Source organism: Rhodocytophaga aerolata, assembly GCF_030503435.1.
Lineage (GTDB): Bacteria > Bacteroidota > Bacteroidia > Cytophagales > 172606-1 > Rhodocytophaga > Rhodocytophaga aerolata.
This window is the reverse complement of record NZ_JAUKPO010000002.1, coordinates 413,781-436,559: the sequence shown is the minus strand read 5'-3', so window position 1 is coordinate 436,559 and position 22,779 is coordinate 413,781. Positions and strand designations below refer to the sequence as shown.

Sequence of the window (22,779 nt, the reverse complement as noted above, 5' to 3'; positions counted from 1 at the left end):
ATGACATAACTGGTTTTTGTTCAACCTATAGGAAACAGGCTTAATTCTTCAGATATACCAGAAATTCTGAGCCTTTGCCATAGTCACTTTTTACCTCAATCTTGCCACCGCTGTTTTCCAGTATCCGCTTCACAATGTACATTCCAATACCGGTGCCTTCCGTATGGGTATGTAGGCGTTTGAACATCTTAAAAACTTTGGGAATATCTGCCTCGCGTATACCATAGCCATTGTCCTTTACAGACAACACGGTATACCGCCCGGATAGATAGGTGCAAATATGAATTCGGGGTTCTACTTCCGGTGCGCAGTACTTAATAGCATTAGATAGCAGGTTATATAAAATACTCCGCATATTTTTGGCTGAGTACTGAATAGCTGGCACCTGGTACTCTTCACTGATGTGCGCATTACGCCTAGCTATATCATCGGCCATAGTCATTTTCAGTTCATGAACGACTTCCTGGAATTCAATATCTTTGATATCCTCAGCTTCTTCATGTTGCAGCCTGGCAACCTGGGTTAAGTCTTTAATGGTTATTTTGAACCTGGCTACTGATTCTTCGACCAGAGAGAGCAGCTGATGCGCTTTGTTGTCTTCTTCGGGTAACCTGGATTTAAGCAACATCACTAGGCCTTCAATATTGCTGATGGGAGCTTTCAGGTCATGCGAGGCTGTGTAAATAAAATTATCCAGATCTGTATTTATGCTTTTTAAGTTTTCGTTGGTTTTCAGCAGTTCTTCCTGAGCATTTTTTAGCTCTATAGTCCGCTGGCTTACCCGGCTCTCCAGTTCATTGTTCAGTTCTACCAGGGCTTCTTTGGTAGCATGTAATTCTACATTGGCTGAATTAATGGTTTCTTCAGTTATTTTTCTTTGCGTAATATCTTCAAAAGCCACCACCAATCCGTCTTCCCACTTGGTTGCCATTATGCGGAACCAGTTTTTAAAAGACTCGCGTGCATAATAATGCTCAATATTAATAGGTTTTCCAGACTCCGCTACTGTAACAAATCTGTCGAATAAGCCTTCTACCTTGTAGCCAGGCATTACCTCCATCAGCTTTTTACCAAATAAATCGGTACGCTGCATAATCTGCTGGGTAGCTTTGTTTACCAGCATAAACTCAAAATCTACAATGCGGCCTTCTTCGCGGATTGCCCGCAACGCCATAATGCCAATAAAGGCAGAATCCAGTACGCCTTTGAGTAAAAACTGTGTTTCGTGCAGAATCTGATTGCTGTTCTGCAGCATGCGGTTTTTCAGTTCCAGTTCCTTTTCACGTTTATATAAGGCCACAAATACATCTACTTTTGCCTTTAGCAGCGTTGCATTAAGGGGCTTAAACAGAAAGTCGACGGCGCCTACCTTAAAACCTTGCAGCATATTGCTGTTATTCTGATCGATGGCCGTAATAAAAATGATCGGAATATGAGCTGTTTTCTTATTACCCTTCAGGATGCGGGCCATCTCATAGCCATCCATTTCAGGCATTTGTACATCCAGCAGAATCAGGGCCAGGTCTTCTTTAATAGCTACTTTTAAGCCTTCTTCGGCAGATGGGCATAAGATATAATTAAAGTCTCCGGCTTCTGATTCATTTTCTTTTTCAAGCAATGCTTTTAAAGAATACAGATTAGCTACTTTGTCATCCACCAACAAGATATTGAGGGCACCCTCCATTCTCTCCGGTGATACAAAATGGCTTTTATGCTGTTCTTCTTTCATGGTAGCTATGTTAATTTGTAAAGGCTTTCAGAATAACCTTTTTATTCATGCTGTTGGGCATATACGTAAGACAACCTAATATTATACAGCCAATAAATAAGCGGCTATTTCATCAAGTGTCAGTACCTTAGCCCGTTTTACTGTTTCTATGGCCGCTTGAGGCATTGTAGTAACTTCTGCCTGCCTGGGGTCCTGTACAATGGCCTGCCCGCCGGCTCTGCAAATCGTATACAACCCCTGGCTGCCATCTTTGCTGGCTCCGGATAATACGATGCCAATCAGCTTTTTGCCAAATACTTCCGCTGCACTTTCAAAGGTGACATCTATCGATGGCCGGGAAAAAAGTATAGCTTCCGACACATCCAGCGAAAATGTCTGATCCTGCTCAATCAGCAAGTGATAATCGGCCGGGGCTATATACACGGTACCCGGCTGCATTTTTTCTTTTTCATCTGCTTCCTTTATCTGTACATACGTTTTTTTCCTGATTAAGGCAGGAAGTTCGCTAATTACTCCTTTTAACCGGTGCAAGACCAGTACAATGGGTAGTGGATAATCGGCAGGCAGATACTTTAGAATTTCTACGGCTGCATTCATTCCACCCCATGACCCACCCATAACTACTGCTTTATATTTACCCGACATATATACCTTCATTTATGTGCGGCTATGCTGCTGTGTTTATGTGCTGATGAATGGCCTCATTCAAACAGGTAAACAGGGTAGCATACTCTACAAGGTTTACTGCTATGTTGCCTTTATCCGAACAACAAACGTAAAGCAAACCGGATTTTTACATCAGCACATCAGCAAATAGTCACATCGGCACATTAATATGTTCTTCTATATATTTTTTCTTCTTTATCAATACTTTCAAAAAACTCAGGTTTTGCTGCAAACAAAACAGATTCCTTTTTTCCCAGTCCTAAATAGCCTAATGGGGCCAAACTTTTCAGGAAAAGGCCAAATACCCGTTCCTGCAATTGTTTATTGAAATAGATTAATACGTTTCTGCAAATAATTAGATGGAATTCGTTGAAAGATTCGTCAGTTGCCAGGTTATGCGGATAGAAAATAATGTTTTCCAGCAAGGTACTGTCAAAGATAGCACCGCCGTGATGAGCATGGTAATAATCAGACAAAGAGTACTTGCCGCCTGCTTTCTGGTAGTTTTTGGTATAATGTACCATGTGAGCCATCGGAAAAATACCCTCTTTCGCTTGCCGGAGCACTTTCTGATTAATATCGGTTGCATAAATTCTGGTACGTTTCAACAGATTCTCTTCTTTCAACAGAATGGCCAGGGAAAATATTTCTTCACCGGTAGAGCAGCCCGCATCCCATATTTTTATGTAGGGGTAGGTAGATAAAATAGGCACTACCTTCTGCCGCAAAGCCAGAAAAAAGCTTGGGTCACGGAACATCTCAGTAACATTCACGGTGATCTCTTGCAAAAAGTACTCAAAAAACTGCGGATCTTTCAAGGTAGCTAGCTTTAAGCTATGAAGATCGGGCAACCTGGTATGCGTCATAAATCTGCTTACCCTGCGCAAGACAGAAGCCCTGGAATAATCCCTGAAATCATAGCCATACTGTTTTAGCAACTCCTCAAACAGATCATCTACCTGTACATTATCAAGCATACCTTCTTATCTTTTATCCTGGTCATACACCCAAACGCGCATCAGAGAAAGAAGTTTATCAATATCTAAAGGTTTAGAAATATAATCGGATGCCCCGGCCTCCAGACACTTTTCGCGGTCGCCTTTCATGGCCTTAGCCGTAAGGGCAATAATGGGAAGTGTTTTGAACTGGCTCTGCTGGCGAATTTTGCGGGTACACTCAATTCCATCCATTTCGGGCATCATGGTATCCATCAGCACAATGTTTACATCTTTTTCTTCCTGTAGTTTTTGCAGGGCTTCTTTTCCATCGTTGGCTATGGTTATTTGCATGCCTTGCCGTTCAAGCACAGTGTACAGCGAATAAATGTTACGTACATCGTCGTCTACAATGAGTACTTTCTTATTCTGAAGCACCTCGCCTGGTACATGCAGGTCCATAGGGGTATCTACTATGGCTGTACTCTTGTCTTGTTTGCCCTGGAGTTTGTCTTGTACCTTCTGTAGAAAAAGTTTTACCTCATCCATCAGCCGTAGGTAAGAAAACTCATTCTTGATGATAACGGTATTGGTATATTTTTTCAACTTATTTTCTTCTTCCATGGAGAGATCTTTTCCACTGTAGATAACAATAGGTAAATCTTCTCCGCCAATAGTAGCCCGTATTTTTTCCATCACTGCGTAGCCTTCCATATCCGGCAATTTCAGGTCTAGAATAATGCCGTCTACATGTGCATGCTGAAGGGTTTCTAATGCCTCGGTACCAGAGTAAGCCGGGATAGCATGAATGTTGTGGGCGGCCAGGAGTTCAGTAATGGCTTTGTTCTCTATCAGGTTATCTTCCACTACTAAAATATTCTGGAGTTTGGTGTTCAGGTTCCCAGAAATCTGGGCAAAGGCTTTGTCTATCTTTTCCAGCGTAAGCGGCTTGGGTATAAATTCTTCATTCTGCAAGGCACTTTCCACGTCTTGTTTGTCGTAGGCTGACATAACATGTATCTGCACCTGTTTCAACCTGCTGTCTGCCCGCATCATTTTCAAGATATCCCATCCGTTTATTCCGGGCAGTTGAATATCCAGTAACACCGCATCCGGAATATGTTTTTTTATCAGATCCCAGCCTTCTGTGCCGGTGAAAGCTTGTACAACAGTAAAATCTTTAGACCGGGCAAAATCTGCCAGGGCATTATTAAAGTTTGGATCGTCTTCTACAATAATAATTTTTTTGGATTTGCCATTGGCGTTAATTTCTGTTTGGGGAAGCAAGGCACCGATTGTTTCGCTGGTAGACTTTTCTGAATTGGTACTGCCTGAACTGGCAGCATGAACAATGGCAGGAGCTACTACACCTGCTGCTGCCGGTAAATTCGTTGGCAGATAGAGGGTAAATGTACTTCCTTTGTCTTCTTCACTGTACAGGTGTATTTCGCCACCCAGTAAAGCGGCCAGTTCCCGGCAGATGGATAAGCCCAGGCCGGTGCCTCCATATTTACGTGTGGTAGAAGTATCGGCCTGCTGAAAGGCTTCAAATACCAATGCTTGTTTACTTTTCGGTATGCCAATCCCGGTATCGGTTACGCCGAAGGCAATAGTTTCCTGGGCTTCTATCAGCGAATTAGATTTGTATAGCACATTATTTGGTTTGTAGATACGCAAGGTAACTTTACCGCCAGCGGGCGTAAATTTGAGTGCGTTAGAAAGCAGGTTTTTCAAAATCTGGTCTAAGCGGAAAGCATCGGTAGTAATGGTTTCGGGTGCGCCTGGCATAACCTGTACATCGAATTCGATGCCTTTCTCTTCGGCCAGTTGCCTGAATTCCCTGCCTGCATTCAGCCTGTCTACCTGGACTTTGGCTATTTCCAGGCCAATTTGTCCGGATTCAATTTTGGCCAGGTCCAGTATCTCATTGATCAGTTTTAGCAAGTCGCCACCCGAATTATGAATGATGCGTGAGTGTTCGGCCAGTTTTTCCAGGCCTCTTTTCTGCATATCTTCTGCCAGCAGGCTGGATAAAATCATAATGCTGTTAAGCGGCGTACGCAACTCATGCGACATGTTGGCCAGAAACTCAGATTTGTAGCGGCTTACAGTTTCTACTTGCTGGATCTTGAGTTCAATGGCTTGCTGGGCTTCTTCAATTTCCCGGTTTTTTATGCGGATAGATTCGTATTGTTCTTCCAGTTCCTGGTTTTTTTCCTGCAATTCTTCCTGGCTCACCCGCAGTTCTTCTTCAGAAGCTACCAGTTGTTCTTTCTGCTCCCGTAACTCTGTATTTACCTGGCGAAGTTCTTCCTGTTGGGCAGCCAGTTCTTCCGACTGATTTTGTGTTTCATGCAGCAATTCCTGCGTTTTAAGATTTGCCTGAAGTGTATGCACCACCAGGGCTATACGTGCAGAGACTTCCTCCAAAAATTGCTGCTGCTGGGGACTAAAGCCTTTCCGGGAAGCTAACTCTACAAGGCCGATTATTTCGTCACTGAAGTGCAGAGGGATTAAAATAAGTTGTGAGGGGGGGATTTCTGCCATGCCGGTCCGTATACTTAGGTATTGATCGGGTACATTTTCCAGCAATACTATTTTCTTTTGGGCTACTGCCTGGCCACTAACGCCTTCCCCAATCTTAAAAACCGGCATCCGCAGGCTTTCTTCATTGGCTGCATAGCCAGCAGTAAATACAAAAGAACCTCTCTCATTATTCAGGTAAAATACACCTGCCTGTGCCTGCAGATATTCGCATAAATACGTAGTTATATGCCTGGCTGTCTGCTTAATGTCGGAAGCTCCACTCATCAGGTCGTTAAGGCCGGCAATTCCGCTTAACAGCCAGTTGCGGTTATCCTGCTCCAGCGACAGGGTTCTCAGCCGTTGCCGCATCGTGTTAAGAGAATAGCCCAGTACATCTTGTGGCCCCGTCAGCGCTACTTCTATGTCGTACTTGCCCTGCCCGATGGCTTCGGCAACAGCGGCCAGCTGAATATTGTTGCCAGCCAGTTTGCCAAAAGACTTAGCCAGGTCGCCAAGCTCATCTTCGGCATCCACTGAAATGGCTACATCTGTTTCGCCCCGGCTCAGCTTCTCTGAAACATCCCTCAGGCTCAGGATGGCATCTGAAATATAGCGGATAATAAAAACAGCTACAATAATGGCAAGTACCAGCGAAAGCAAAACAAAGAAGATATAAAACAACAGTAACCGGTTGTTGGCCTCAATTTTATTTTCCATCAGTTTCTTGATAGCCTGGATAGAAAGTACTTCTACCTCTCTCATACTGACAATGGCCACCGTAAATTTCTGATACCAGGTGCCGGCATCCAGATTAGCAAGGTTAACCTGCGGATTTTGCTCAATAGAGTTAATGAGTGTGTTTACTTCGCTAAAATTATTAGAGGAGGTATGGGTGTTGTATGCTTTCAATACCTCCGGAGAGGCACCTCTGACAAAATTCTGTAGCGACTGTTCGAGCAAAGTCTTCAGCGTACCAAAGTTTTTATATTCCTGCATGGTTAACACCGGACTTGCAAACAAACTGCTGGTTAACGACCGTATCCGGCCCAGTTCGTGTTTGGCGTTTAACAGGGAATTATGAGCCAGCAGCAAATTACGGGCTTCGTCGTCATCCATCTTATGGGCCATGTTGCTTACGCGTACCATTAGCCCTTCCCGAATTTCTCCGTAAAAAGAATCCTCCCGCACAGAATCCTTCTTTAATTGATCGATTTCGCTGCGGAGCACCGGTTGATTGTCGAAAGTACCCATCTGGGGAAGCTCTCTTTCGCTTTCTTCCAGATAGGCTTCCAGCCTGAACCTGGCCTGGTCGGTGAGCTGCCTTTGCGCCAGAAGTTCCTTCCGGAAATCTTTGCCCTGGCTCGACAAGTAGCCATTGGATAGTGCCCGTTCATTTTGTAATTCATGAATAAGGGTAGAAATAAGTTCTGCTTCCTCCAGATTCTTGTAAAAATCATTTAATTCTTCCTGTTTAGTAATAACGGCCATGGTGCCCGTTATCACAAAGTACAGCAAGGGAATAAGCAGAATAAAAAAGAGCAGCAGTAGTTTGTCCCGGATTTTAAGGTTCCTGATTAATTTCATAGGGGCTGGTTTATGTGGAAGAACATAAGGGATTTAGTAGATTAACGTGCATTATTTGCCTTTGCCGGGCACTAGTTAATTATAGCCAATACTGTTTGTTTGTTACATATCGTGCTTGAGGAATACGGTGCTGCATCATAAGGTTACTACGTATTTCTTTTTACGGTTTCATTCATGCTTAGTTATCCGGAATACCGGAATGGCTGCTACCCTCACTTGGAAGATAAAAATGTATTTGCCGCAAATATAGATCAGTTTTTTAATAAATTTTATTGTGCGAACGCATCCGGCTATACCTGACACCACAGGCTACAGATTCCTGGTGCCTCTACTTTTTTTACAGGTTCTGTCAACCTGCACTAAACATAAACGGCCTCATAGCCGTTGAGGAATATACATCTGGATAGAACAGCGGCTCGGCTGCTTCAGCCAAGGATGATAGCAGTGCACCCAGCTTATTCTGGGTGCACAACCATAAACTCCCTATACTCCGGAACGTCAGCTATAGAAATCCTATCCTATATCTTTATATACCTATATCCTATGACAGACCATCAGCCAGATGACAACAATTCCGAAGGCCTGGATGAATCGCGCCGCGATTTTCTGAAACATTCCTCGCTGCTCACCGCTATGGCGCTGACTCCTTCCACAGTATTAAAGGCAGCAAGCAGCCAATGGGATGAAAGATTGGCCGGTGCTTTTGAAAAAATATCGCTAAGCCTGGAGGTGAATGGAACCAAACATAGCTTAGCTATAGAACCACGGGTTACCCTGCTTGATCTACTGCGTGAACAATTAGCCCTGACAGGCACCAAAAAAGGCTGTGATTATGGGCAGTGTGGAGCTTGTACGGTGCATGTAGATGGCAGGCGGGTACTGGCTTGCATGAGTCTGGCGGTGATGCAGGAAGGCAGAAAAGTAACCACTATTGAAGGCCTGGCCGGAGGAGATACCCTGCATCCCATGCAGGAAGCTTTTGTGAAGCACGATGGCCTTCAGTGTGGATACTGTACCCCAGGGCAAATTATGTCGGCTGTAGCATGTATACGCGAAGGTCATGCTAATTCCGCAGAAGAAATACAAGAATACATGAGTGGCAACCTTTGCCGATGCGGAGCTTATCCGAATATAGTAGCGGCTATTATGGAAGTAAAAAAAGAAGGCAAGAAGCTATGAACAACTTCCAGTATATACGCACTACGAGCACAAAGGCAGCTATAGATGCTGTTGCTAAAGATCCTGATGCACGCTTTATTGCAGGTGGCACCAATCTGCTAGACTTGATGAAGCGGGGGATCGTGTCGCCGGAGAAACTGGTTGATATTAGCCGGCTTCCGCTGAATAAGATAGAAAGAGAAGCCAGCGGTGTCCGCATTGGTGCCATGGCCCTTAACAGTGAGGTAGCTGAAAATGCTTTCATAAAAGAAAAATTTCCTTTGCTTGCTCAGGCCTTACAGGCAGGAGCATCGGCTCAGTTACGCAATATGGCCACTGTAGGGGGCAATATACTACAACGTACCCGCTGCCACTACTTCTATGATACATCTCTGCCCTGCAACAAACGGGAGCCGGGTACAGGCTGTGGTGCCCTGGAAGGGAATAACCATATGCATGCAATTTTTGGCTTTAGTGAAAAGTGTATTGCCGTACATCCCAGTGACATGTGTGTAGCCCTGGCAGCGTTGGATGCGACTGTACTTGTATCCGGCCCAACAGGCGACAGGAAAATAGCTTTTGCTGATTTTCACCGGCTGCCGGGAGACAAGCCGCACGTAGATACCGTTCTGGAAAAGAATGAACTCATTACTGCCGTTACCCTTCCGGATTCCCCTTTTACCAAAAATGTACACTACCTGAAAGTCCGGGAACGGGCTTCTTATGCGTTTGCCCTGGTATCGGTAGCAGCCGGCTTGCAGTTGGAAAACGATACCATTCAACGTGCCTGCCTGGCGATGGGTGGAGTAGCACACAAACCCTGGCGGCTGGCAAGCGCAGAAAAGGCACTGATCGGAAAAAAAGTAACAGAAGCTACTTTCCGGCAAGCCGCCGAAATAGCCATGCAAGGGGCAAAGTCGTTTGAACACAATGCCTATAAACTCAAATTAGCTCCCAATGCCATTGTGCAAGCACTAAAAACAGCAGCAGGTATAGCCTAAATAATCATTATGGAAAAAGCATTTATAAAGAAAGTACAGATCGGCGATGCCATGGACCGGGTAGATGCTCGCCTGAAGGTCAGCGGGGCAGCCAGGTATGCTGCAGAATATACCTTGAAAAGCGTTGTATATGGCGTGTTGGTAACCAGCACTATTGCTAAAGGTAGCATCAAAGAGATGGATACTAGAGCAGCTGAAAAAGCACCGGGCGTACTGGCAATAATCAACCATAAAAATGCACCTAAAGTACCAGGACATCAGGCAGGCACAGATAATGAGGGTTCCAGGGTGTATGGGCAGGAGTTCCGTTTGTTTTACGACAATAAAATCTACCATAATGACCAGCCTATTGCCTTAGCCATAGCCAGTACACCAGAACAGGCAGAACATGCCGCATCTCTGATAAAGGTACACTATGCCCAGGAGAAGCACCAAACTAATAGTAAAGCCAATACATCCAATGCCATTACTCCTGCCAGAGGTAAAGACTATAGCCGGGGCACAGCTTATGCATTTAAAAATGCACCCGTCAACCTGGAACTGGAGTACGGAACACCCATTCAAGTGCATAATCCCATGGAACCTCATGCGACTACCGCTGTCTGGGAGGGAGCAACCAAAGTAACGGTGTACAACAAAACGCAGGCTACCAAACTATCTCAGCAAGAGATTATGAAAGCTTTTGACCTAAAGGAAGAAAATGTACAGGCTATTTCTCCTTTTGTGGGTGGAGCCTTTGGTAGCTCTTCCAGGGTGTGGCCACAGGAAATGGCGGCTATTATGGGAGCCAAAGTAACAGGTAAGCCAGTAAAGGTAGCGCTAAAACGTGATCAGGTATTTAACATGGTAGGGTACCGCCCTAGGTCCATCCAGAAAATAGGGATTGGGGCGACGGCTGAAGGAATATTGACCGGAATTACGCACGAAGCATTTACCTCTACCTCTCAATATGAACAGTTTACTGAACGCATCGTAGACCCTACCAAAACCTTGTATAACTGCCCAAATCTGAATACAGCTTATAAGCTGATACCCCTCGACATGAGTACACCCTGCTGGACCCGCGGGCCGGGAGAAACCAGCGGGTCATTTGCTCTGGAATCAGCTATGGATGAACTGGCGTACGCCCTGAACATAGATCCTCTGGCACTACGGCTGAAAAATTATGCACCCAGCGATCCGGAGAAAAATCTGCCCTGGTCCAGCAATTACTTGAAGGAATGCTACCAGATGGGCGCCGACCGATTTGGCTGGAACAAGCGTACCCCTACACCAGGCTCTATGCGGAAGGATGAATGGCAGGTAGGCATGGGTATGGCCGCAGGCATCTACAAATCTGAACGGGATGCTGCTTCTGCCATTGCTACCGTACTAGCCAATGGCTCGGTTGTGGTGCAAAGTGCCGTGGCAGATGTAGGCCCAGGTTCTGCTACAATCTTTACTCAAATTGCTGCCGATGTGTTGGCAATGGATGTAAAGCAGGTGACGTTTGAATGGGGCAACTCGAAATTACCCAAAGCACCCGGCCAGTTTGGCTCACATACTACTGCCTCGGTAGGTTCGGCCATTTATGAAGTATGTACGCTATTGAAGAAAAAATTGCAGGAACTAGCCATAACCATGCCCAATTCTGAACTTGCCCGTGCACAGCAAAATGATCTGGTGGTAGAAGAGGGCACCGTAGGGCTAAAAAATAAGCAGATACAATTGTCCTATGCAGATATTTTAAAAAGCCATGCTTTACCGCAAGTGCAGGTAAGTACCGAATCGAAGGGCGGCGGGCCGGAGCAAGAGAAATATTCTGGAAAATCGTTCTGTGCCAACTTTGTAGAGGTGCGGGTACATTCGTTAACCGGAGAAGTACGCGTGAACCGGGTAGTATCTGCCGTAGACTGTGGAAGGGTGGTAAATAAAAAGACGGCTACCAGTCAGGTATATGGCTCTATTACCTGGGGTATTGGCATCGCATTAATGGAAGAAGCCAAACTAGACCACCGCTACGGAAGGCATCTAAATAATGATCTGGCCGAGTACCACGTACCCACCTGTGCCGATGTTCCACCAATAGAGGTATTGTTTGTAGATAAGCCAGACCCGGTAATAGATCCTATGGGTGCCAAAGGCATAGGTGAAATACCTCTGGTGGGCTTTTCAGCTGCCATAGCTAATGCAGTATATCATGCCACTGGCAAACGCATACGGGAGTTACCTATCACACCAGATAAGTTGTTGTAAGCTTACCCAGAATTATTCCACCACTATTGTTATCTCTTTCCCCTTAGTTTCTACCATCTGTAGATTGCCAGCTGGTTGAGGAGAAGTTTGTTGTCCATTCACTTGCCATCGGCTGTACTTTCCGGCCGGAAGGGCAATCCTAATTTTCCAGTCTTCCCGGCTCTGCCTGATGGCAAATTGCAGAGAGTTGCCTTTCCGGGTATAAGCCATTGTTACCATATTCTCTCCAACCGGCACATTTTCTATACTGGCTGTATTCCAGGCAGAGGGCATTTGCGGCTGAATGTAGATAGTTTTCTCATATGCTCTGGGTTTGATGCCGAAAAACTGCGTAATAATAGGTATGGCAAAGCTATAAATATTCCAGGCCTGGGTGGTCATTCCGTAGTCTGGGGAAACCTCATAGATGGAACCGGGCAGGGCATAGCTAAAGGTGCGGGTCATGCGTTGCAGGTAATCCAGGGCTTGATCGGGGCGGCCATAATTATTTTCGGCTATGGCTTGTACGCCAGTAGGTAAGGTCATAACGGCACCTGTGTAGGTGAATATTTTTCTGCCTGCCCCAAAAGAACTTTCGTCTTTACCGGCAGTTTCGTCACGGTCTATGCCCGTAACAAACATACCGAATGGATTTACAAACTGGCTGCCTGTTTCTAATGCAGCCAGGGCTTTGGCTGTATCGGCTATGCCGGTTTCCATCGGTGTGTTCACTACCCAGTTATGGTGCAGCACAAAGCCTTGTTTTTTATTGGGCGGATATGTGGCTACTTTAGTTCTGGTGGCTTGCAGTTCCTTTACTGCCCATGGCTTCTTCAAGGTATCAGCCCGGATGATGGCATCATCAATTAACTGTCCGGCTTGCCTGGCTGTACCCACAAAATCTGCATAGGATTTGGCTTCCGGCACCCAGAAGTCTGCATTGATTTTTGCCTTTAACTGATCTGCGGTCGTCTGGTATTGCCTGGCTAGGGCTTCTTCGCCCATGAGTCTGGCCATGTGGGAAGCATCGGCAAAAGCTTTTTGTGTGTACACGGCTACGTCTATCATCTCACTGTTCAGGCCATGTATTTCCATCATCCCAAAACCATCCGGTAGTAAGTTTTTGTCTTTATCATTCTCTGTCAGTAGCCAGTCCATGCCTTTTTTTACAGTTGGATAGTACTTTTGTAAAAAATCTTTATCTCCCGTCCATTGGTATACAAACCAGATAAGGGAGGCAAACTGAGGTGTTTCGTTGATATTTCCCGGATTAAATACAGCGCCGTTGGTAGATACTTCATGAATGATACGCCCGTTGCCATTGGTTTTTTCAGAAAGTTGCTGCAATAAGTCTATGGTCTGGTAAACAATATCTTTCCGGCCGCTAACAAGGGCGCCTTGCAAGGCGTAGTCACTATCGGCACCAAACCACCAGGGATAATCCGGTAAGCCGGCTGATAAACCCCGTCCCACTTCCGGCACATCCCGGATCAGCCAGTCGGTATTGTATTTTACCCAGCGGAAGGCTTGTTGAAGTTTTTCGTCAGGAATGGTGAGCTTAGCAGTTTGGGCTAGTTTAGTATACCGTTCTTTTTTTTGCTGAAGCAGTTGCCGGGTATTTTTGCTGGTATAGGCAAATACGTTGGTTGCTTCCTGCAAAGATTGATGTGAACCGGCAATAATCATAGGCAAATGAACACTGCCATTCGCCGGAATAGTTAAGGCGTAGGTTAGCGAAGCATTGGTGCCTTTGCCTGCTCTCTCAAAATTACAGGTCTGGCTACTAAGCTGGTGGCTTTGCAGGAACTGGGTAGCCCCATATACTACATACCAGTTATTCAGGCTATCTTTTACTACTATACTTTTAGTTGCTTCGTTCCACTGAGCTACATCCTGTCCATCGGTTAGTTGGGTGCGTTCGCCAAGCCACACCGGCCGTAGATCTGCCATGCCATTGAATTCAAACAGTACTTCTTTCGCATCTGCGCCATTATTATAAAAAGTAAATTCCACCACCACCGCTTGCAAACTGTCTGGCACAAATTGAAACCGCTCTACCCGGATACCCGGAAGTGTGGCGGTATAAATATGTTTATTGGCAAAGGGATAATTAACGAAGGTATCGGCTTCTGCTAAACAATTGGTTTGCCTGGTATCTTTTATAGCTGCTGCAAAGCCATCCATCAGTTTGATCGGGTGGTTCCAGATGCCGCCCATTTCGCCGGGCACATGCCAGCCCAGATCCGGAAACTGCCCATCCTGATGGCCGACCAAATAAATTCTGTCTCCGGCCGTTACAAAAGGAGATGGCAGGTATTCTTTGCGTCCGCGGATGCTTTCGGTATCTGCCATCAGTTGTTGTAAACCGCCTTGGAGTTGCTTTTCGGAAGCAGGCTGGCATTGCCCCAGCAACAGAGCAAAAACACTTAAAAGTAACAGGCAGAAAGGTTGGTGTATTAGCTGTAGCTTGATCATGGATGGTGGTTTTCTGAGCGGAGATGGTTTCAAAAGCAATATAAAAGGTAAGATCGGAAATGCATACTAAAGTTTTTGAAGCATGTGATATATTCGGCTGAATCGGATTTGTATTTCACTCAAATAAATCTATTTTGCCTCCGTTAAAGGGGCAGGCTTGCGGTTGCTGAGCAAGGAATAAATCAGTAATTTATACCCTGTTTTTGCGGAACTAATCACAGGCAACAAAAGTTAAATGAGTTCTTTAGGAGGAATTTACCTCTTGTCATAGTATTCATCCTTTGAATCAGTTTGGAGTTAATTTTGTTAGTAAATTAGTTACCTTTAATACTTAACATCCGTATAGCATATTGTACGGAAATTTTACCAGATACCTCATACTAAGTTCATTCCCTGCCTTATTATGAGCGACAAAATCAAACAGATATTTATGAAAAAAGTACTTATTATTTTGTATTGTGTATTATTGGCAGGGGTACTACCTGCTCAGCAAATTGCTAAAAATACACCAGGTAAGCCTGCTGCCGGGGGCGATTTACGGCCTAGTCAGCAGCAAGCCAAAGTACAACAACTCATCACCCAGATTCTTACCCAGGGGCATTACCGCAAACTTGCCTTGGACGATTCGCTGTCTTCGGCTATATTCGACCGGTATCTGCAATCGCTGGACAACAACAAGGTTATATTTCTGGCATCCGATATTGCCCAGTTTGAAAAATACCGTACAGCCATTGACGATGACTTGAAACAAGGCGAACTGACTCCGGCCTATACCATTTTCAACACCTTCAAAAACCGCTTTGACGAACGTATGAACTATGTATCTGCGTTGCTGGATAAGCCGTTTGATTTTACAGTAGACGAAACCTATAATACGGATCGTGAAAAAGCCCCCTGGCCAAAGTCAACAGCCGAGTCGGATGAGTTATGGCGGAAAATGATTAAAAGCCAGGCATTAAGCTTAAAGTTGTCTGGTAAAAAGCCTGAAGAGATCTCCAAAACATTAAAGGAGAGATATCAGAACCAGCAAAAAGCATTAGGTAGATTTACCAGTGAAGATGTTTTTTCTGAGTACATAAATGCCTTTTCCGGAGCTGTTGATCCGCATACAAACTATTTTTCACCAGCTGCTTCCGATAACTTCAAAATTGACATGAGCCTTTCTCTGGAAGGGATTGGCGCTTCGCTGCGTACAGAAAATGATTATACCAAAGTAGCGGAGATTATTGCTGGTGGCCCTGCTTTTAAAAGCAAACTACTGCGCAAAGACGACCGGATTGTAGCCGTAGCCCAAGGGACAGATGGTAAAATGGTAGATGTAGTAGGCTGGCGGATAGATGAAGTGGTAAAGCTGATACGTGGGCCAAAAGGAACAACCGTCCGTTTACAGATATTGCCTGCCGGATCAGATGAAGCCGCTTTGCCAAGAGAAATAACTCTGGTGCGTGATAAAATAAAACTGGAAGAAGCTGCTGCCAAGAAAGAAATTGTGCCCATTACCCAGAATGGCAAAACCATGCGTATGGGTGTTATCACCATTCCTACCTTCTACATGGACTATGAAGAAGCGCAGAAAGGAAACAAAAACTTTAACAGCACCAGCCGCGATGTACGCCGCATGATTAAAGAATTGAATACCGAAAAAATTGATGGTCTGATTATAGACTTACGCAATAATGGGGGAGGTTCATTGTCAGAAGCTATTGAATTATCCGGTTTATTTATTCCGGATGGACCAGTAGTACAAGTACGGGATGCCTCTGGCAAAATAGATGTAATGAAAGACCCGGACCCTTCACAGGTTTACACAGGTCCGCTGGCTGTATTAATCAACCGCTTTAGTGCATCGGCCTCAGAAATATTTGCCGGTGCTATACAGGATTACAAGCGTGGCGTAGTCGTTGGAGAACAAACCTATGGCAAAGGAACCGTACAAAACATGGTGGGCCTGGATAGATTTATGCGCAACGAAGGCGAGAAACTTGGCGATTTGAAACTGACCATAGCTAAATTCTACCGGGTAACTGGTAGCAGCACCCAGCATAAAGGCGTTAGCCCGGACATTGCCTTACCCTCCAGATTTAGTGCTGAAGAGTTTGGCGAAAGTTCTCAGCCAAGTGCTTTACCCTGGGATCAGATTAAGTCTACAGGTTTTAAGCCCACTAACAATATTTCTCCTGCCCTGATTACCAAGCTGGAAGCTAATGTGGAAAAACGTATGAAAGCAGATCCGGAATGGAAACAATACCAGTCAGCCATTGAAGAATTGAAGAAGGCACAGAAAAAGACCGAAATTTCGTTACAGGAAGCTAAACGTAAAAAAGAACGGGATGAGCTGGAACAGAAAAGAAGCGTCGCCAATAAAATAGAGTCATCTGATCCGGAAGTGCCGGAAGAGGAAAGCAGCGAACAGAAACCTGCTGACAGTAAAGACAGCAAAGCAAAAGACCTTTACTTAAACGAAGGAGCAAAGATTCTGGCAGATATGCTGGTAGTTAACTAGATGATAGATTTATAAATTTTAAACGAATGCCTTCCGCATACCTAGGCGGAGGGCATTTTGTTTTTCACCGGTAGCTTTGCTATGTTTAGCCGCTCAAGCCAAAAATTTCTCAACAAATAGATAAATTATAGGTTATGCCAATAGGCAGTACACATTTTTGTTGTTGCTTATGATGATAAAAAAGATAGTTATACTCTCATTTATTGTTTTACTGGCTATTTCGCCAGGTGTTGCCCAGCAAACCCGCAACGAGGCATTTATAGGTTCGCAGTTTCCTCTCCAATTTACAGCTGGTTATCAGTATCAACTGCACCCATTGGTGTCGGTGCGAGTGCAGGCCGGTGCCATGATCCACCCACTGGATAAAATCTTTCTCTATAGCATGGAGCAGTCTGGCTTGAATAAAAACCTAAGCCGCATTATTAAAGAATCCTTTGATGTCGGGTATCTGGGTACAGCCGGCGTAAATGTGCATTACCGTAAATTTTACCTGGGAATTTACGCCCAATATGGTCACTTGCGTGGACAAGGCCGGCTTACAGATGCTTTATATACGTATTATAGGAAGGATTTGCCTCCTATTCCACCAGAATTTGAGCCTTTGCTGCAAGGCTTGCAATTAAAATGGCAGTCTAACATCTGGAATGCTGGCATACTCGTTGGCAGAAAGTTTGTGCTGCCCAATTCCAGGTTTGCCATCCATACGGAAGTAGGGTTTACCAGAACTTTTTCAGCTATTAACTCCTTCTCCTCGTCTAATACTTTTCTGGATCAAACATCTCTGGCTGATCAAATTTACACACGTTTAGACCAGGAGTTTAAAGAAGCTTTCCGTAAATACGGCTATTATCCGAGCATAAATCTTTATTTGTTTTATACTTTCTGATACTTACTGGGCGGCTTCCAGATAATAGGCCAGATTTTCTCTGGTAATAATGTCAAGAGGAAGATTTTTACGGAGTGCTACTTTTTTCTTAAACACCAGATGGTCGGCTAAAAATTGAATGCCCCAGTAGCCCTGCCCCTGCGGATTCTGGTTAATAATAAAATCAATTAACCCTTCTTCCATAAATGCTAAATTCTTCTCCAGTAAATCATACCCTACCAGACGGATATTCCGCTCAGGGGTATGTTGCAGGTAAGTAGCTATCTCATAGGCTTTGGAAGTAGTTACAAAAATGCCTTTCATGTCTGGATAATGATCCAGTAACCTATCTAGCTGATGGAAAAAGGAGATGTCCCCTGGCTTTTTCAGGTCAGCACTGATTACTTTATAGGAACTTGCCAGCGCCGGCTGTTGAGAAAAATATGCCCGGAATCCTTTTTCTTTACCCAGTAAATGCGCAGAATTAGCTATATCCTCGGCAATGTGGGCCACTAAAAACGTACAGCCCTCTGGTTGTCCGTAATGTAGCAGTTTTCCGGCCAGCGAACCACTCTGAAAGGCATCTTGTCCGATATAACTTAAGGAATTGCTTTCTTCAATCTGGGTGTTGAATAATACAAAAGGAATAGATAAAGCATGCCATTGTTCAAAAAAAGGCAACGATTCCCGGTAAAATACCGGAGCCACCAAAATGCCATCCAGGTTAGCCTGTGCAAGGGCTGTTGCTTGATCAATAAATGCCTGTACATCGTGCTGGTTAAACCGGTATTGCGTTATTTGCACCCCATATATTTGTAACTCTTTGCCGGCCTTTTCAATCCCATTTTGCGATTCCTGCCAGTAAGGGTCTATAGTGCCATCAGGTATGAGGGCAGCTATCCGGTATGTCCGGTTGGTACCCAGGGTGCGGGCAATCATATTTGGCTGGTAATCTAACTCCTCTATGATCTGAAGTATCTTTACCCGTACCTCTTCAGAAACCCTGCCCCGGTTGTGCAATACCCGGTCTACGGTCCCAATAGAAACATTTGCTTTCTGGGCAATATCTTTTATACGGATGGTGGGTTTGTTCACAAAAATAAAGTTATGATCTTATAGGTAAACATATATAACTAGATTATAAATATAAGAATAATTCAATTCATGAACTACAAAGTTAAAACAAAAATAATAGTGCGATAATTTACAGTGTGTCCGTACACGCAGAATTATTAAAATTATGTGTGCGGACACATTTTTTTCAAATTTTGCTTGTAAATTATATAAATTATAAATATGTTTGGTTGACTAAATGATGCGTACTTAGAAAAATCCAATTAATACCTGATTCTTATATTTGTTGTAATCTAGCTTGCTGTTTTTTTAGAAAGTGTAAATCCGTAACTCATCCCAACTATCATGGAAATCCTCAATTATCCTGAAACAACTTACGAAAAGCTGCCAGTCACCATCTTCGAGAATGCGCAAGAAGGGGCCATTAGAGCCGCACATGAGATTGCCTCAGTTATCCGGAGCAAACAAAAGGAAGGCCGGAATGCTGTATTAGGCCTGGCTACCGGTACATCTCCCATTAATGTATACCGGGAACTGGTACGCCTGCATAAAGAGGATAACCTGAGTTTCAAGAATGTAATTACATTCAATCTGGATGAGTACTATCCGATGAAACCAGATGAATTGCAGAGTTATGTCTACTTTATGCATGAACACCTGTTTAATCATATAGACATACTTCCTGAAAATATTAATATTCCGGATGGTACACTGCCTATTGAAAAAGTAAAAGAATACTGTCTCAATTATGAGAAAAAAATAGAAGCAGTGGGTGGTATAGATGTACAGTTATTAGGTATCGGACGCACCGGCCACATTGGGTTTAACGAACCAGGTTCATCCAATCAAACGGTTACTAGGTTGGTAAAGTTAGATCCATTGACTATTACCGACGCAGCCAAAGATTTTATAAAAGAAGAATTTGTGCCCCTGCGCGCTATTACAATGGGGGTTGGTACCATCATGAAAGCCCGTAAAATAATATTGTTAGCCTGGGGCGAAGGAAAGGCGAAAATTCTGCAAAAAACGATAGAAGGGAATATATCCGATGAAGTACCGGCGTCTTTCCTGCAACAGCATCCGAATGTGCAGGTAATTGTAGACCAATGGGCAGCCCTGGAACTTACCCGAATCAAAACTCCATGGCTCGTTGGGGTAGTTACCTGGAATAAAGAACTGATCCGCCGGGCAGTTATCTGGCTGAGCTTAACTACCGAGAAACCTATTCTGAAACTGACTGACGAAGATTATAAAGATGGTAGCTTAAGTGACTTGCTGGTAGAAGCCGGAAATGCGTACCAGTTGAATATTCAGGTGTTTAATACCATTCAGAATACCATTACCGGATGGCCAGGCGGCAAACCCAATTCCGATGACACCAATCGTCCGGAACGGGCACAACCCTTTCCTAAACGGTCAATTATATTCAGTCCGCATCCGGACGATGACGTTATATCTATGGGAGGTACGCTGCTACGCCTGGTAGACCAGAAACACGACGTACACGTAGCCTACCAGACTTCCGGAAATATTGCTGTATTCGATGACGATGCCCGCCGCTTTGCCGATTTTGCCCTGGATTTCTACAAGAAGATGAACCTGGGCAATGGCCAGATGGAACATTTGCATACAGAGGTAGTAGAATTTCTGAAAGGTAAGAAGCTAGGCGAAGAAGATACGTCCGTAGTACAAGATGTAAAAGCCCTGATCCGGAAAGGTGAAGCGGCTGCCGCCTGCCGCTTCTGCGGTGTAAAGGAGGAAAATGTCCATTTTATGAACATGCCTTTCTATGAAACCGGAAAAGTGCAGAAAAAACCACTGGGCGAAGAAGACATACAAGTGGTGGCAGACTTACTCCAGAAGATAAAACCCCACCAGATATTCGCCGCCGGCGACTTGCGTGACCCTCATGGAACACACCGGGTTTGTCTGGATGCTATTTTTGCGGCTCTGGAACGGCTAAAAGGTGAAGCCTGGATTAAAGACTGTTATCTATGGTTGTACCGGGGCGCCTGGCAAGAGTGGGATATTGAAGATATTGAAATGGCTGTTCCGATTAGTCCGGAGGAGTTGTTGCGGAAACGGAAAGCAATCTTTAAACACCAGTCACAGAAAGATAGCCCTGTATTCCCAGGTAACGATAAACGCGAGTTCTGGCAACGTGCGGAAGACCGCAACCGGGCTACAGCACAACTTTACGATAAACTTGGCCTTACAGAATATGAAGCTATTGAAGCTTTTGTGCGTCATAAATTTTAATTACAGGTAAACCGGCTAATCCGCTGGTATAGTTATGCCTGGCATTCAAACCTGTTAGATCTCTATATCTAACAGGTTTGTTTTTTTGTACAGTATAGTTGATTCAATGGTATAGCATTAACAGGACAAATGGTCATATAATCGCACGCAGGTTTATTTGTATATTGCTTCCATGTTTCCATTTGCAGTCAGAAAATCATTTGTCATCAGTAATCATATTGATAAAGTTCAGTTTGCAGAATCTCTGGTGAACAAACTATTACGCAAGCTGCACAAGCCGAATGTAGCCATTATCCAGAATGGATATGAGATAGTATTTAACCGAGGATTTACAGAAGTACTTATCCGGCTCAACTGGATTTCCGGCGGTCTCATTCGGGTAACTTTTAGCGGCAATCAATTACGGGTGACTTATGAGTTGAGTTTTGTACATATGTTCTGGTTAGCTTGCTTTCTTACTTCTATCATCCTGATCTCCATTATTGCCGATCAATTTTCCTTGCGGCCGGGCAGCAGCGCAACGCAACTTTGGGGAATAGGCATTTTATGGAGTTTGTATACGGCCTTGGTTTATATAACAACTGTAATCTTTGATTTACGTATGGGTAAAACAATAAATGAAGTAGAACTTAGCAGAGAAAATATTTCGCAAGAACAGCTTAGCTGGATGAGCCGCCCGGATGTTTGCCCGGCTTGTGGTGCTGCTATAGAAAAACACATGCAGGTTTGTCCGGATTGTGGATTAACCTTATAGGAGTTTCCTATATATTTGCCAGACTTGAAGTCAGGCGAAAGTTTCAGATTTTCAACTCCCTAATTTTATACTTAAGAATCACCTACATTATGCAACCAAGCTTATTAATTATGGCAGCCGGCATGGCAAGCCGCTATGGAAGTTTAAAACAAATGGACCAGTTTGGCCCATCTGGCGAAACAATTCTGGAATATGCTGTATATGATGCCATCCAGGCAGGTTTTGGAAAAGTTGTGTTTGTTATCCGCAAATCCATAGAAGATACCTTTAAAGAACATTTCAATAAAAAATTTGCTCATAAAATACAGGTAGAGTATGTATGCCAGGAACTGGATATGTTGCCGGAGCCAATACCTGTAACACCCGAACGGGTAAAGCCCTGGGGCACCGGGCAAGCCGTGTGGGTAGCCGGAGCTAAAATTCAAGAACCTTTTGCCGTGATCAATGGCGATGATTTTTATGGCCGGCAAGCTTTTCAGGTAGTGGCAGATTATTTACGCAAAGTGGATAGTAGTTCTAATAACTATTGTCTGGTGGGCTATAAGCTGGCAAATACGCTTTCGGAACATGGCTATGTTTCCAGAGGAGTTTGTGAAATAGATGAAAAAGGCAATATGGCAGGCCTGGCCGAACGCACCAAAATTGGTAAGTCTACTGATGGAAGTAGGGTAGTGTATGTGGAGGACGATGGAAAAGAATTTCCGTTAACAGGCAATGAAACTGTTTCGATGAACTTAATGGGATTTACGCCTACCATTTTTGAGCATTGCCGCCGCTTGTTCGTACAGTTTTTAAAAGAGCAAGGCCAGGAATTGAAATCAGAGTTTTATATTCCTAAAGTAGTCAATACCCTTATTCAGGAAGGCAAAGCCCAAATGAAGGTGCTATCTACTTCTGAAAAATGGTTTGGTGTAACGTATCCGGCAGACAAACCGGTAGTAATAGAACAGCTGGCCAGACTCGAAAAAGAAGGAGTATATCCTAAAAATTTGTGGGAGTAATATCTTATACGATCGGCAATAACAATCAAATCAAA

General features: G+C 44.3%; 14 protein-coding genes. 8 read left to right on the top strand and 6 right to left on the bottom strand.

The window, feature by feature from the left end:
* Positions 1–40: 40 nt before the first annotated feature.
* From Q0590_RS06255 to Q0590_RS06240, 4 genes are all read right to left on the bottom strand, one after another.
* Complete coding sequence (locus Q0590_RS06255; protein ID WP_302036641.1) at positions 41–1,729, bottom strand: hybrid sensor histidine kinase/response regulator; 1,689 nt, start codon at positions 1,727–1,729, stop codon at positions 41–43.
* Between the two features lie 81 nt (positions 1,730–1,810).
* Positions 1,811–2,386 (bottom strand): chemotaxis protein CheB, encoded by a 576-nt coding sequence (locus Q0590_RS06250; RefSeq protein WP_302036640.1) that lies wholly within the window; start codon positions 2,384–2,386, stop codon positions 1,811–1,813.
* 173 nt (positions 2,387–2,559) lie between these two features.
* Positions 2,560–3,372: a CheR family methyltransferase gene (locus Q0590_RS06245; RefSeq protein WP_302036639.1), complete on the bottom strand. Its 813-nt coding sequence runs from the start codon at positions 3,370–3,372 to the stop codon at positions 2,560–2,562.
* Positions 3,373–3,378: 6 nt separating this feature from the next.
* Positions 3,379–7,440 carry a response regulator gene (locus Q0590_RS06240; protein ID WP_302036638.1) on the bottom strand — a complete coding sequence of 1,354 codons (4,062 nt, stop codon included), beginning with the start codon at positions 7,438–7,440 and terminating at the stop codon, positions 3,379–3,381.
* Positions 7,441–7,983: 543 nt separating this feature from the next.
* On the opposite strand from Q0590_RS06240, the gene Q0590_RS06235 reads away from it, so the two are divergent.
* The 3 genes from Q0590_RS06235 to Q0590_RS06225 are packed head-to-tail and all read left to right on the top strand — an operon-like array spanning position 7,984 to position 11,834.
* A complete protein-coding gene (locus Q0590_RS06235) occupies positions 7,984–8,619 on the top strand; it encodes a (2Fe-2S)-binding protein (protein ID WP_302036637.1) in 636 nt (211 codons plus the stop codon).
* The gene (locus Q0590_RS06230; RefSeq protein ID WP_302036636.1) at positions 8,616–9,599 is read left to right on the top strand and encodes an FAD binding domain-containing protein; all 984 of its coding nucleotides are present in this window, start codon (positions 8,616–8,618) and stop codon (positions 9,597–9,599) included. Before Q0590_RS06235 ends, Q0590_RS06230 begins: the two co-directional genes overlap by 4 nt.
* 9 nt (positions 9,600–9,608) lie before the next feature.
* A complete protein-coding gene (locus Q0590_RS06225; protein WP_302036635.1) occupies positions 9,609–11,834 on the top strand; it encodes a xanthine dehydrogenase family protein molybdopterin-binding subunit in 2,226 nt (741 codons plus the stop codon).
* Between the two features lie 12 nt (positions 11,835–11,846).
* Here Q0590_RS06225 and Q0590_RS06220 read toward each other — a convergent pair whose 3' ends face one another.
* On the bottom strand, positions 11,847–14,288 hold the full coding sequence (locus Q0590_RS06220) for an alpha-L-rhamnosidase-related protein (RefSeq protein ID WP_302036634.1): 2,442 nt from the start codon (positions 14,286–14,288) through the stop codon (positions 11,847–11,849).
* Positions 14,289–14,718: 430 nt separating this feature from the next.
* Between Q0590_RS06220 and Q0590_RS06215 the strand changes: the two genes are divergently transcribed.
* Both Q0590_RS06215 and Q0590_RS06210 read left to right on the top strand, forming a co-directional pair.
* Positions 14,719–16,791 carry a carboxy terminal-processing peptidase gene (locus tag Q0590_RS06215; RefSeq protein ID WP_302036633.1) on the top strand — a complete coding sequence of 691 codons (2,073 nt, stop codon included), beginning with the start codon at positions 14,719–14,721 and terminating at the stop codon, positions 16,789–16,791.
* Positions 16,792–16,960: 169 nt separating this feature from the next.
* On the top strand, positions 16,961–17,677 hold the full coding sequence (locus Q0590_RS06210) for a hypothetical protein (RefSeq protein WP_302036632.1): 717 nt from the start codon (positions 16,961–16,963) through the stop codon (positions 17,675–17,677).
* 3 nt (positions 17,678–17,680) lie between these two features.
* Here the strand turns inward: Q0590_RS06210 and Q0590_RS06205 are convergent, their stop codons facing one another.
* The gene (locus tag Q0590_RS06205; RefSeq protein WP_302036631.1) at positions 17,681–18,751 is read right to left on the bottom strand and encodes a LacI family DNA-binding transcriptional regulator; all 1,071 of its coding nucleotides are present in this window, start codon (positions 18,749–18,751) and stop codon (positions 17,681–17,683) included.
* Between the two features lie 324 nt (positions 18,752–19,075).
* Between Q0590_RS06205 and nagB the strand changes: the two genes are divergently transcribed.
* The 3 genes from nagB (at position 19,076) to Q0590_RS06190 (ending at position 22,744) form a co-directional block, all read left to right on the top strand.
* Positions 19,076–20,989, top strand: coding sequence for a glucosamine-6-phosphate deaminase (gene nagB / locus Q0590_RS06200; RefSeq protein ID WP_302036630.1), 1,914 nt, complete (start codon positions 19,076–19,078; stop codon positions 20,987–20,989).
* Between the two features lie 172 nt (positions 20,990–21,161).
* Complete coding sequence (locus Q0590_RS06195; protein WP_302036629.1) at positions 21,162–21,743, top strand: hypothetical protein; 582 nt, start codon at positions 21,162–21,164, stop codon at positions 21,741–21,743.
* Between the two features lie 89 nt (positions 21,744–21,832).
* Positions 21,833–22,744: a nucleotidyltransferase family protein gene (locus Q0590_RS06190; protein ID WP_302036628.1), complete on the top strand. Its 912-nt coding sequence runs from the start codon at positions 21,833–21,835 to the stop codon at positions 22,742–22,744.
* The last annotated feature ends 35 nt before the right edge of the window (positions 22,745–22,779 follow it).